Raw genomic sequence first — 13,325 nt, 5'->3', positions numbered from 1 at the left:
TTGCAAATCCGCCTCGCAAAGGATGATGCACGCAAAACGCTTCCCCGACCGCCCGGAATCTGCTACTGCCACGTGCACAAGAATTGACTGATAGTGGGATAATTCCGCGATATGCCTGACGAAGGCGACAGTACCGACGATAGTCGACACCGAACGAGGCTGGCTTGCGTAAAGCGAAGCCAGCCTCGTCCTTTCTTGTTTTCTTCAACGAAACGGGTTTCAACCTCGGATGTTCAGTCCGGGGCTTTTTGCGTTCGCGCCCGTTCCCATAAAGGCCCCTGACCATGGAATTCCTCGCAGATCCAAATATCTGGATCGGCCTCGTTACCCTTATCGTCCTCGAAGTCGTCCTCGGCATCGACAACCTCGTTTTCATCGCGATCCTCGCCGACAAGCTGCCGCCGCATCAACGCCACAAGGCGCGGATCGTCGGTCTGTCGCTGGCGCTTGTCATGCGCATTCTGCTGCTGTTTTCGATTTCATGGATCGTGACGTTGACGCGGCCGCTATTTCAGGTCGCGGACTTCTCCTTCTCCGGGCGCGACCTCATCCTCATTCTCGGTGGTGCGTTCCTGCTCGCCAAGGGAACGATGGAACTGCACGAACGGTTGGAGGGCGCGCATAAGCCAAAACAGGGCAAGGTCGTCCATGCCGTCTTCTGGCAGGTGATCGTGCAGATCGTGGTGCTTGATGCCGTGTTCTCCCTCGACAGCGTCATCACCGCCGTCGGCATGGTCAACAATCTCTGGGTGATGATTACCGCCGTCTGCGTGGCCATGGCCGTGATGATGGCAGCATCGAAGCCGCTGATGAGCTTCGTGTCGAAACATCCCACCGTGGTCATTCTCTGCCTCGGCTTCTTGTTGATGATCGGCTTCAGCCTGATCGTCGAAGGCTTCGGCTTCCACCTTCCCAAGGGTTACCTCTATGCCGCAATCGGCTTTTCTGTGCTCATCGAGGCGGCAAACCAGATTGGCAGGCGCAATCGCGAAAGACGTATCACCGCCGGTGATATGCGCGAGCGGACGTCCGATGCCATTCTGCGGCTTCTGGGCGGCCGTGTCGGCGAAGAACAGTCCCTAGGCGAGACAGCCGACGTCATCGCGGCACAGGCGGCACGAAGCGACCTGTTCAAATCCGAGGAAAAGGACATGATCCGCGGTGTCCTTACGCTTGCCGAGCGCCCCGTTGTCTCAATCATGACGCCACGGACGGAAATCGACTGGCTCGATGTCGACGCCGATCATGATACGCTAAGGAACCGCCTGCTGGAACTCGACCATTCCCGCCTGATGCTCGCGCAGGGCAAGCTGGATTCGTTCCTCGGTGTCGCCGCAACAAGGGACTTGCTACGCGATCTTCTGCATGACGGCAAATTGAACCTAGAGCGCTCGCTGCGCAAACCCCTCGTCGTGCATGAAAGCGCCACCGCGTTGCAGGTCATGGAGCAGCTGCGCAAATCCCCGCTCCAGATGGCCGTCATCGTCGACGAATACGGCACGCTTCAGGGAATAACGACGCCTACCGACATTCTCGAGGCTATCGCCGGCGAATTTCCGGATGAAGGCGAGGAATCGCAGATTTCGGAACGGGCAGAGGACGGTTCCTGGCTGCTGGACGGCGCTGTCGACGTGAGACGGGTATCCTATCTGCTGGATATCGATCTGGTGGACGAGGACGATCGTTACTCCACCGTCGCCGGCTACATCCTCTGGCGCCTCAATCGCCTTCCCGAGATCGGCGAACGTGTTTCCGGCGACGGGTTCGAGTTCGAGATCGTTTCCTGCTCGGACAGAAACATCGAAAAGGTCCGGGTCTGGAACACCACGCTTCCCGAGGCGTGAGCTGGAAAAATCCCGAACCCGTTTCAAAATGGCGACGTGACGTGCAAGCCACGGCACGTCTCCACATTTGCATCACCGAGGAAGCGGCCGAGCGGTGAAAACCGTCCTCCGCTCTAGTGGGCGGCATCGATCGTGGTAATCCAGCCGGCGGCGCGGCGGGCTGCTTCCGCAAGCACCGGTTTCGGCGCCTTGTACCATTCGTTTTCAGGCAGCTCACGCTTCACGCGTACGAAGCTGATGGCATCGTCGAGCGTCGGGAATTCCACCGGCAACGTCATATGCAGAAAGAGCGCAACAACGGCGACGGAACGCGAGCGGCCGCCGCGGCAATTGATCAGCACGCTGCCGCGCTCGCGCCGGGGATAGGACGGCTTGTCGGGCAGTATCTGTTCGAGCGCCGCCCGCAGGATGTAATGGGCCGCAACCATCTGGGTATCGGGATTTCCATCGCCGTCGATCAGGCCGATCTTGTAATAACGTATTTCGCCGGGTCCATAGACGCTGCCTTCATGATCGGAAACGATCTGCCGCTGCTCCACGAAGTTGAAGTCGAGATTGACGGCGCAATTGACGACGGTGGTGATGCCGTTTTCACGCAGAAGCTTCAGATCGCTGGCGCCTTCCTTACCTGAAATGAAGAGATCGACGCCATAAAGCGGATGCCGCTCATATATGCGGCTGAGCTTCGGCAATTCGCCGGTTTCCTGTTCGCGAGATAGGGTCTTTTCCGGTTGCGGCATGTCTTGTCTCCATCGGCGCCGATGTGGCGGCCGTCATGTCCTTGCTTGTTCAGGCGTTTGCAGCCGTCTGGCTTGGCGGGATCGCTGCCCTGGCTATGCGGCTTGCGGATATGGATCGCGCCACCCGCTGCAATGTCTGGTAATTCGCCCCCTCGCCCGTGGCGATATAGCCGGGGCAGAGAAAATCGGCCGACCCCTCCGCCACCTTCCCCAAGGTCAGCGGCTCGTATGTTCCCCCGGCATTCTTGAGAATGAGGATGGCTGCTGCCACATCCCAGGCGTTGACGCCGAAGCCCGCAGCAGCATCTGTCCAGCCTACCGCCACATGCGCGATGCTGAGGGCAGCGCTGCCGGGCCGGCGCAGCGTCGAGAAGGTCTCGACAAGCGCACCGAAATTGGAAAGCGCCGCATCCCGCCCATCCAGCCGGAAATCGCGCGAGACCGGATAGCCCGTGATAAGCGTCGCCCGGGTTTCATCTGCAACGCTGCGGGAGCGCAGCCTTTCGCCATTGAGATAAGAAGCCTCGAGGTCGGCGGAAAACATCTGGTCAGCCACGGGGTCGTACACCACGCCGGCAACGGCTTCCCCACCGATGACGGCGGCAATCGATACGCACCAGAAGGCAAGGCCACGGGCAAAATTCGCCGTGCCGTCAATCGGATCGACATACCATTGCACCTCGCCGTTGCCGATCTGGCCACCCTCTTCGCCCATGATCGCCGAATTCGGCTCCCGTTCGAGAATGACGGCGCGGATCGCGGCTTCGGCGCGTTTGTCGTGAATGGTGACGATGTCGTGGAGATCGACCTTGTAATCCACCGCCATATCAGAGCGGAATGCCACCAGCAGCGGATCGCGCACGGCACGCGCCGCCGCTTCGGCGATTTTCATCAGCCGCACCGAGCGGGAAAGCGCCTCCTCATTTCCAGATTTGTTTTCAGTCGAAGAAGGGCTTTGCATCGGCATATCCAGTCTGTTTTTTTCGCAAAGGAGGGACCGGCGCGGCAGGACCGCGCCAGCCTGGATTATTTCCTGTAGTTGACGCGCCAGACATCCTGCCATTCCTCGCGACGATCGAAATCGTTGAGGCCGGTGGCGGACTCGTAACCCATCAGCCTGTCGGCAACCTTCATCAGCCCCGACGGCTCGTCAGCCGGCATCTTGATGTCGATATTGGTCGGCAGCTTGCCGTCCTTCATCTGTGGTGCGATGCCCTCTTCCGTCAGGATGTAGTGGACGAAGAGTTTCGCCATGTTCGGACTTTTGGTCTTGGAGGCGATGAGCCCAAGCTTGATGTAGGTCCAGCCGACCCAGGGATCGAGACCAGTGCAGAGGCCGAGCTTGTAGCCCTTGTCGGCATTGTCGCGGAACTTGGCAGAGCTGAGCAGGCCGAAGAAGGGCTGCTTCTGGCCGGGTGCGCCGACGGCCTCTGCCACCGGGTCATCGCCATCGGTGGCAAGCGGGCCGTTCTGCGCCAGCGCCTTGATCCAGGCTGCGGCCGCATCCTTTTCGATATCCTTGCCAAAATGCGCCTTGTAGGCGGCCGCCACCTTCTCGTTGCCGTGGGCTTCGAGCTGGTTGAACCAGTCCGTATAGGTGCTCTTGCTCAAGGGATCGACCATGGCGACCTTGCCTTTCCATTTCGGCTCGGTCAGTTCCCAGATGTTGGTCACCGGGCATTTATCATAGGCTTCCGTATTGTAAGCCCAGACATTGGCGTTGGTGGAGATTGCCAGCGGGTTCTGGAACTGCGCCGGGATTTTCGCAACCATGTCACCCGGCAGGTAATTCTCGACAAAACCTGCCGGCAGAAGCTGCGCGAGCGCCGATGGCGCATCGGTGATCAGCACCACGTCGCCCTGCACATTGCCGGACTGGCTTTCACGGATGATCATTTCCAGCTGGCTGTTGGCGGAAACCTTCACGCCTGTCGCCTTTAACCCGTATTTGGCGCTGAACTTGTCGGCCATCTCCACGATCTTGCCGGTGCTGTCGTAGATATTGATCGGCTTCTCCTGCTTCGCCGCCGCCAAGATCGCATCGAGATCGAAGGTTTCTTCGGCTGCAGCCCCCATTGCGGATAAGCCTGCAACGGCGATGGCTATCGCCGTCATCGGTAAAAATCTGCTTCTTCTCATCGTTCCCCTCCCAAGGAAGAGGCAAGGCAGGCTCGCGCCTGCCCTGCCGTTATTTTTTGTAGTTCACACGCCAGAAATCCTGCCAGCCTTCGCGCTTGTCGAGGTCGTCGGCCGCCGTTGCGGCATCAAAGGCCATCAACTCGTCGAGATGATCGGCTACCCGCGATGGTTCGTCCGCCGGCAGACCGATTTTCGTGTTGCCGGAGATTTTGCCATCGACCGTCTGCGGCGCGATGCCCTCTTCCGTCATCAGATAGTGAAGGAAGAGCTTTGCAGCATTCGGGCTTTTGGTCTGCCCGGCAATCAGGCCGAAGCCGGGATAGAGGAACCCGGAAAACGGTTTGACACCGCTGCAAAGACCGAGCTTCAGCCCCTTGGCCTCATTATCGCGGTATTTCGCCGCCGAGGTGATGACGAAAAAGGGATCGGTCTGTCCCGGAGCGCCCGCCGCATCGGCAACCGTGCTCGAGTCCGTCAGCAGGGGAGCGTTCTCGGCAAAGGCCTTCACCCAGGCAGCCGTCGCGCTTTTTTCACCCGTTTCCAGCTTCTTGCCGTAAAGCTCCTCATAGGCCTTGGCGACATCGGCATCATGATGGGTTTCGATCTGGTTGAACCAGTCGGCATAAAGCGGCTTGTCGAAGAGATCGAGCATGGCAAGCTTGCCCTTCCAACGCGGCTCCGTCAGCTGCCAGATGTTGGTGACCGGGCATTTGTCGTATTTCTCGGTATTGTAGGTCCACACATGCGGATCCGAAACGACCACGAGCGGATCGCGCAGCTTTTGCGGAATATTGCTTTCCATATCCGGTGGCGACCAGCTGGTGGCTATGCCTTCCGGCAGAAGTTCCCCCATTGCGGAGGCGACATCCGTTGCGACGCTGACATCGCCGACGACATTGCCGGCGCGGTGTTCGCGGATCATCAACTCGACCTGAGTTGCCTCGTTCACTTTCTTGCCGCTTGCCTGCACGCCATATTTGGCGGTGAAGGCCTGTGCGGTGTCGACGATCTTGCCGGTCACCGCATAAACGGTGATCGGTTTTTCCTTCTTCGCGGCGTCGATGAGCGCATCGATATTAAAGGCGTCCTGCGCGTGGGCAGCACCGCCAAGCGCCAGCGAGAAGATGAGGGAAAGGGCTGAAGTCACCATCCGCCGCCGCTCGCCACCATATCGGTTCTTGGTCATGATATTCACTGTGTCGGTCCCCCCGTTATTTCTTGTAATTCACACGCCAGAAGTCCTGCCAGGTTTCGCGCGCATCCCAGTCTTCCAGGCTGGTGGCCATGCTGTAGGGCAGAACGCGGTCGAGCACGGCGCCGATACCCGAAGGTTCGTCGGCGGGCAGTTTTACGTCTTTGTTGGTGGACATCTTGCCGTCGATCGCCTGCGGCGCGATGCCTTCAGCAGTCATGACGTAGTGAATGAAGAGCTTTGCAGCATTGGGGCTGTCCGTGCCCTTGGTGATCAGGCCGACACCTGGATAAAGCCAGCCGATCCACGGCTTCAGCTCCTTGCAGAGGCCGAGTTTCATGCCCTTGTCGGCATTATCGCGAAACTTCGCCGAGCTGATGAGGCCCATGAAGGGCTGCTTCTGGCCAGGCGTGCCAACGGCTTCCGCCGCCGCTGCATCGGCATCGGTCAGCAGCGGCGCGTTGGCGGCAAGTGCCTTGACCCAGGCCGCTGTCGCGCTTGACTCTGCGGTCTCGAGGTCCTTGCCGTAAAGCGCCCTATAGGCCGCCTTCACCTCCCCATCGCCATGCTTAGCCATCTGGTTGAACCAGTCGACATAGGATGCCTTGCCGAGCGGATCCTGCATCGCCACCTTACCCTTCCACTTCGGGTCGGTCAGTTCCCAGATATTGGAAACGGGGCATTTGTCGAAAAGCTCGGTATTGTAGGCCCAGACATTGGCGCTGGTGACGACGGTCAGCGGATCCTGATATTCTGGCGGAATATTGCCAGCGAGATCCGGCGGCAACCAGCTTTCGACAAAGCCCATTGGAATAAGCTGTGCCATCGCCGCCGGGGCATCGCTGATGATCGAGACGTCACCCTGAATATTGTTGGCCCGCGCCTCGCGGATGACCATCTCCAGCTGCGCTGTTGCCTTTACCTTCGCACCCTCCGCGCCCACGCCATACTTCTTGGCGAAATTCTTCGCCATTTCCACGATCTTGCCCGTGCTGTCATAGACGGTGATCGGCTTTTCCTTTTTGGCAGCCTCGATCAGGGCGTTGAGGTCGAAAGGCTCCCCCGCCTTCGCCACGCCGCCAAACGTTGCCAGAATTGCCGTTGCACACAGGAGACGGCTAAGGCCGCCCGTCATTTTCCGCTTCATACTGCTCCTCCTTCAGCAAGCGATTGTCAGTCTTTTCGTCGTTGTCAGTTGTAGCTACTGCTCCTCAGCACGGCGTCCGCTTCAGTGATCCGTTGCCCTTTTGCGTCGAACACATGCAGGGCGTCGGGAGGCACGTGGAAAAACACACGGTCGCCACTATCGACGCGCGGCAGGGCATGGGTGGTCAGGAACAGCGTGTGGTTCTCGCTCCTCAATTCGAGAATCCAGCTGCCGCCCGTCGGAAGCACGCCGGTCACCGTCATTTGACCGAAGAGGCTGCCCTGCGGTACATCCTCAGACTTTGCCGCGTAACCCATCGCCTCCGGCCGCATGCCGACCGAGGCGATGCCGCGCAACTGCGGATAACGTGTTGCGAAATAAGCCTCCGCATTGTCGGCGATATCAGACACGCCGGGCTGGCCGAAGGTCAGAATATTGATCGGCGGACTGCCGACGAATTCGGCGACGAAGCGGTTGGCCGGACGGTCGTAGATATCGTTCGGCGTACCCATCTGCTGGAGCGTGCCCTCGTTCATGACGGCGATTGTCGTTGCAAGTGTCATTGCCTCCCACTGGTCATGCGTCACGAAGACGATGGTGGTCTTGAACTCCTTGTGCAGCCGCTTCAGCTCGGCGCGCATTTCCAGCCGCAGCCGGGCATCGAGGTTGGACAGCGGCTCATCCAGAAGCAGCACACCGGGATTGACGGCAAGCATGCGGGCCAGCGCCACACGCTGCTGCTGCCCACCGGAAAGCTGTGACGGATAACGGTCGCGGTACTTGGCAATGTCGAGCGCCTGCATGACGCGCTCGACGCGTGCCTCCCGCTCGGCTTTCGGCAGCTTGCGCAGGCGCAGGCCGAAATCGGTGTTGCGCTCGATGGTCAGATGTGGCCAGAGCGCGTAGCTCTGGAAGACGAGCCCCATTTCGCGCTTTTCCGGCGGCACGAATATGCCGTCATTGACGGAATCTATTACCCTGTCGCCGACACGGATTTCGCCGCCGGAGAGGTTTTCAAGACCCGCGATCATGCGCAGCGTCGTGGTCTTGCCGCAGCCGGAAGGGCCAAGCAGGCACATGAATTCGCCGTCGCGGATTTCGAGATCGAGATCGGAAACCGCATTTGCGGAATTCACGCCGTAGTTCTTCTGCGCCCCGCGCAGGTTGATGGTAGGCATCAGCTTCCAAGTCCTTCTGCAAGATTTGTGCGGGTCAGCTTCTGGGCCAACAGGGTACCGAAATAGGCAATGCCAGCGATGATCAGCACCACGGCGTTTGCGGCCTGCGTATAGTGGTAGTCGACCAGCCGCAGCGAATAGGTGGTCAGAACATCCGTGCTCGGCACCGCGAGGATCACGAACAGGCTCAAGCCCTTGATGCCCGAGATGAAGGGCAGGAGAACCCCCGTCACCAGCGATCCCTTCTGGATCGGGATGACGATCGAGACCATGCGGCGGAACCAACCGGCACCGGCAATCTGTGCTGCCTCTTCCGGGTCCTTTCCAAGCTGTGTCATGGCCGAGATACCGGCGCGCGAGGCATAGGGCATCTGGTCGGCAATCAGTGCGAGGATAAGGATCGTCACCGTGCCGTAGAGCGCCGGCATCGGCCCGCGCGGAACCGCAAAGAGCGAGAGATAGGCGGCGGCAAAGGCGATGCCGGGCACAAGATAGGGCAGGAACGTGACCTGACGCAGATAGACCGACAGGGCGCGCACCGGCGTGCGGATGACGACATACCCGACCAGAAGGCCGAGGACGCCAGATGCGAGCGAGGCAAGACCAACGATCATCATCGTGTTCTTCGCGGCTGCCCATAGATCGGGGCTTAAAAGAACGCCGGTCTGCAAGGCCACCGTGTTGAGATTGCTGCCGATCCAGTAATCGAGCGTGAAATTGTCGAACGTGAATTTGGCCGGCATCTTCATGACGGTCGAGAGAGCGAGGGTGAGCAAAGGCAGGCCGACGCTGAGAATGAAAACAACGGCCGCAAAGCCCGTTGCCGGAAGACGCATTTTGCCGAGGCGGCTTTGCCGGTTCATCGACCCCTTCGAGCCGATCGTCACGAAACGGCGGGCTTCGCGAACCAGGCGGGCATCGATCATCAGCGTGATGATGCCGATGAGCATGATCGAGGCAGCAACGACACCGGCAACGCCGGTCTGGCGCGAGGCGATGCTGCGGAACAGCGATGTCGAGAGGACTTCGAACTTCACGGGAAGCCCGAGAACATAGGGTACGCCGAATTCGCCAAGGCACTTTGCAAAGATCAGCACCATGGAAGAGAGCAGCGCCGGGCGCATCAAGGGCAGGATGACCTGCAAAGCCACCTGATAGCGATGAGCGCCGAGAATGCGTGCCGAATCCTCCAGCTGCGAGTCGAAGCGGCGCAGCGCCGAGCCGAACAGCAGGATAACGAAAGGTGTATAATGCAGGGCAAGGATGATGGTGATCGGGAAGCGCCCATAGGCCACCCAGTCCGGCGGTGTAAGGCCCATCGCCTCGAACCAGCCGGGTTGGCCGCCAACGGTGCGGTTCTTGAACAGCGTCGTCCAGGCGAGAGCGAAGGTCCATGCGGGCAGCATGTAGGGCACGATCAGCGCGGTAGCGAACCAGCGGCGACCGAACATGTCCGTGCGGCTGATAAGCCAGGCAAGCACCGTGCCGATAACAAGCGAAAGCGCAATCGCCCCCAAAGCGACGGTGAGCGTGTTGAAGAGCGGATGCCAGAAAAGATCCGTTGCGACGGGCGAGAAGAACGCCCTGTCGAGATAATAGAGCGTGAGGTCACCGACATCCTTGCCAAGACGCCGTTCGTGGCCGAACTGGACACGGACGGCATCCAGAACGATAGAGATGATCGGAACGACGATCAGATAGGTGAAAAGTAACGCCGTCAGCACGCCGATGAGCGTCGTCGGCTCCCTGAGCGCGACCTTGAGGCGATATCGCCAGGCCTGCCATGCCGAAGGCGCGGTCGCCGTGGGACGCCCCAGTGCCTCCGCCTTCGTTGATTCGCTTAAAAGAGCCATTATTCCTCCCCATATGGCCGCAACATTGCTCCGACACGCCGGCAAGCATCTGCCTGCGCGCAACCTGCGGAACAGGCGGCGCGTGCGTCGAACATGAGCAATGCGTCAATGCTTCAGCAGCGGGCACATCAGGCCCGCGAGCAACGATGATCCAGCTCCTCCCGGAAACATCGCCGGCAAGCGAAACGTGGAATAAATATTCCATATAGCGCTTAACCTTGGAATGCATGATCCATCCTAAACGGCCTTTTGTCAACGAAAAAATGCACACGTGATCATTGATATATGCCATTGTTTTTAAACGGTTTTATTGAACGTGTTTTGCAAATTTTCTTATCGACGCACAAGCAGTCAATTTTTCCCGCAGAATGAAAATGGAAAGGACGATATATTTGCCGGCGAAAGCGAGAACCGCCTTCCATCAGCAAGAGCGCTTCGCACCTGAAATATTTCGATTGGAATAGTCGGCCCTTATGGCCTGTGATATCAGACATGAGGTTTTGCAACGGGGAAGTTGAATGGCGAGAGGGTTCGTGACGGCCGAAGAGGTGGCGAAAAAGGCTGGTGTCTCGCGCTCCGCCGTCTCGCGCACATTCACCCCCGGCGGCAGCGTATCGAAGGCCGTCCGGCGCAAGGTGTTGAAAGCCGCGCATGAGCTTGGCTACCGCGTCAACCGTCTGGCCCAGGGCCTCAATAATGACCGATCCAATCTCATTGGGGTGGTCGGTGCCAATCTCAGCTCGCCGTTTATTTCAAAACAGCTCGACCTCCTCAGCATCGGCCTTCTGCGTCGCGGCTTGCAATGTCTGCTGCTGAATGCGGCCGATGCACGCAAGGATATCGCGCCGCTGATCGAACTGCTTTTCGAGTTTCGCGCGCAGGCCATCGTCGTACTCTCCGGCGAGCCGCCAGCCTCTATCGTAGACGAATGCATTGCCAATGGCGTGCGCCTCATCCTCATCAACCAGCGCCTCGACCGGACCGATACGAACATGGTGCTGAGCGACGATTCCCACGGCGCCGATCTCGCCGCCATGCGGCTTGTGGCGGCTAAATGCCGGAAGGTCGCGGTCGTTTCCAGCGGCAGCCAGACACCGGCACAGCTGCGCCGCGCCGGCGCTTTCACCCAGCGCATGAGCATCGAGGGTATCGAGGTCGTTCCATGGTCGGGCGGTCCGACGAGTTATGACAGCGGCTATCAGGCAGGCTGCGAGTTGCTGACGGACAAGACAATAGACGGCGCCTTCTGCGTGACCGATCTGCTGGCACTCGGCTTCATGGATGCAGCAAGGCTAGAGATGGGCCGCCGAATTCCTGAAGACCTGTCGATTGTCGGTTTCGACGATATTCCGCAGGCGGGCTGGAAAAGCTATCAGCTGACGACCGTTGCCCAATCCTTTGACGCGCTGACCGAGAAGGTCTTGACCGCCCTCGACAGCGACGAGCCCGAGACCCGGCTTCAGGTCGTGCCCGTTGAGATGGTCGAAAGGATCACCGCGCGCTAGAAGAGCACTCCCGGGCAAAAACCACAGCGCCGTTTTACTGGCATGGCTTCAAACCGCCTGCTTGATCCGGCTTTCGATCAGGAGACCGCTTTCATCGAGGATCGGATGTGCGACGGCGGCGATATGGGCGTTGATGCGCTTTAGATCGCGCAGCATGTCGAGATGCACTGAGCTTGTCTGGATGCTGTCGGTCAGGCCGTCGCGCAGGCGCTGGAGATGTCGCTCCGATGACTGTTTTTCCAGCCGTCGCACATCTTCCTTCACCTCCACCAGCCGACGGGCAAGGTCGGCATTGCGGGTGGCGAAAACGGATTGCGCCATGCGGATATTGTCGAGCGTGATGGAGAATAGACGTTCCAGCTCGCTTTTGCCATCATCGGAAAACCTGAGGCCAAGATTGATCTTCTTTGCGATTTCCGGGCGGATGCCCTTCTCGATGATATCGCCGATATGTTCGAGATTGATGGCATATTCAACGATATCCATCGCACGTCGCTGATCCTTCTGGCACAAACCGTCCTGGCCCACCTTCGAGACATAGACCTTGATGGCATGCTGGATACTATCGACCCGGCCTTCCAGCGTACTGATATCATTGAGCTTGGAAAGATCGCTGTCGCGCATGGCGTCATTCGCCTGACGCAGCATGCGCTCGATCAGGTCACCAACCAGCATGACCTCGCGGCTTGCACCGGCAAGCGCCGCAACCGGTTGACCCAGATCATGACTGTCGAGATAGCTGCGGCGGCTTTCGGTTCCCTCTTTTTCCGGCAGCAGCGCGGTCGTCATCCGCAGCAACAACGGCGATAGCGGCCATGCGATCGCGGCAACAGCAAGATTGAAAAGGAGATGCGCATCTACCGCTAGATTGGCGTGCGAGAAAGGCGACATGTCGAGCAGTGCCGCGCCGTACCCGGCAAGAGGCAGGGCTGCGACACAGCCGGTGGTCCGGACGATGAGGTTGCCAAGCGCCACCCGGCGCGCCGCGACCGGCGCCTTCAACGTCGCCAGCACCGGAGGAACCGCGCCGCCGAGATTGGCGCCGAGTACCAGCACGATAACGAGGCTTGTTTCAATGCCGCCGCTTGCCGCAAGTGACAGGATGAGGACGACGATGGCAAGGCTCGATGATGCCAGCACGGCCAGCACCGCGGAAAAGATCAACGCGACCGGCCAGGCATTGCCGAGCATGGAAATGAAGAGGTTAAGCGCCGGCGACTGCCGGATCGGATCCGTCGCCGCAGAAAGAAGATGCAGGGAAAGCAGCATCAGGCCGACACCGGCAAGGGCAGCACCCGCACCCTGCCGCTGCACCGACTTTCCACGCAACAGGATGACACCGGCAAGGATCAGCATCGGCGACAGCCAGCCCAGACCGAGTGCGACAATCCACGCGGTCGTCGCAGTACCCACATTCGCGCCGAGCAGCACGATTTGCGCCATCGCCGGTGCGATCAAGTCTTTTTCAACGAAGGAGGCAACCATCAGCGCCGTGGCTGTCGAACTCTGCAGGGCGATCGTCGCCACGAGACCGGCGATGAAGGAGCGAAACCCACCCCGTGTACCGGCGGCAAGCCCGATGCGAAGCTTGGCACCGAAGGCACGCGACATTCCGTCCTTGATCTGCCCAAGGCCGAAAAGCAGCAGCGCCACCGCGCCGAACAGATTGATGCTGACAACGACCGATTCCAATAGATCACCTCGCCTGTCCTGCTTGCCGCCACTCT

General features: G+C 59.6%; 10 protein-coding genes. 2 read left to right on the top strand and 8 right to left on the bottom strand.

The annotated features are described in order from the left end of the window. Window positions 1-284: 284 nt before the first annotated feature. On the top strand, window positions 285-1,844 hold the full coding sequence (locus T18_RS20960) for a TerC family protein (RefSeq protein ID WP_038494886.1): 1,560 nt from the start codon (window positions 285-287) through the stop codon (window positions 1,842-1,844). A 113-nt stretch (window positions 1,845-1,957) separates the two neighbouring features. Here T18_RS20960 and T18_RS20955 read toward each other — a convergent pair whose 3' ends face one another. The 7 genes from T18_RS20955 to T18_RS20925 form a co-directional block, all read right to left on the bottom strand. Then, complete coding sequence (locus T18_RS20955; protein WP_038494883.1) at window positions 1,958-2,584, bottom strand: dual specificity protein phosphatase family protein; 627 nt, start codon at window positions 2,582-2,584, stop codon at window positions 1,958-1,960. Between the two features lie 49 nt (window positions 2,585-2,633). Next, window positions 2,634-3,551: an inositol monophosphatase family protein gene (locus T18_RS20950; protein ID WP_038494881.1), complete on the bottom strand. Its 918-nt coding sequence runs from the start codon at window positions 3,549-3,551 to the stop codon at window positions 2,634-2,636. A 59-nt stretch (window positions 3,552-3,610) separates the two neighbouring features. Then, complete coding sequence (locus T18_RS20945; RefSeq protein WP_038494878.1) at window positions 3,611-4,699, bottom strand: ABC transporter substrate-binding protein; 1,089 nt, start codon at window positions 4,697-4,699, stop codon at window positions 3,611-3,613. A gap of 73 nt (window positions 4,700-4,772) precedes the next feature. After that, the gene (locus T18_RS20940; protein ID WP_233284969.1) at window positions 4,773-5,909 is read right to left on the bottom strand and encodes an ABC transporter substrate-binding protein; all 1,137 of its coding nucleotides are present in this window, start codon (window positions 5,907-5,909) and stop codon (window positions 4,773-4,775) included. 25 nt (window positions 5,910-5,934) lie between these two features. Continuing rightward, window positions 5,935-7,062 (bottom strand): ABC transporter substrate-binding protein, encoded by a 1,128-nt coding sequence (locus tag T18_RS20935; RefSeq protein ID WP_038494874.1) that lies wholly within the window; start codon window positions 7,060-7,062, stop codon window positions 5,935-5,937. Window positions 7,063-7,106: 44 nt separating this feature from the next. Further along, window positions 7,107-8,240 carry an ABC transporter ATP-binding protein gene (locus tag T18_RS20930; protein ID WP_038494871.1) on the bottom strand — a complete coding sequence of 378 codons (1,134 nt, stop codon included), beginning with the start codon at window positions 8,238-8,240 and terminating at the stop codon, window positions 7,107-7,109. Beyond that, the gene (locus T18_RS20925; RefSeq protein ID WP_038494868.1) at window positions 8,240-10,093 is read right to left on the bottom strand and encodes an ABC transporter permease; all 1,854 of its coding nucleotides are present in this window, start codon (window positions 10,091-10,093) and stop codon (window positions 8,240-8,242) included. Before T18_RS20925 ends, T18_RS20930 begins: the two co-directional genes overlap by 1 nt. Before the next feature lie 518 nt (window positions 10,094-10,611). Between T18_RS20925 and T18_RS20920 the strand changes: the two genes are divergently transcribed. Then, window positions 10,612-11,598 carry a LacI family DNA-binding transcriptional regulator gene (locus T18_RS20920; protein WP_003518188.1) on the top strand — a complete coding sequence of 329 codons (987 nt, stop codon included), beginning with the start codon at window positions 10,612-10,614 and terminating at the stop codon, window positions 11,596-11,598. A 48-nt stretch (window positions 11,599-11,646) separates the two neighbouring features. On the opposite strand, the gene T18_RS20915 is transcribed toward T18_RS20920, so the two are convergent. After that, window positions 11,647-13,290 (bottom strand): Na/Pi cotransporter family protein, encoded by a 1,644-nt coding sequence (locus T18_RS20915; RefSeq protein WP_038494866.1) that lies wholly within the window; start codon window positions 13,288-13,290, stop codon window positions 11,647-11,649. Window positions 13,291-13,325 lie beyond the last annotated feature (35 nt).

This window comes from Rhizobium sp. TBD182, from assembly GCF_001950375.1.
Classification (GTDB): domain Bacteria; phylum Pseudomonadota; class Alphaproteobacteria; order Rhizobiales; family Rhizobiaceae; genus Agrobacterium; species Agrobacterium tumefaciens.
This window is presented reverse-complemented; position numbering and strand designations above follow the sequence as displayed.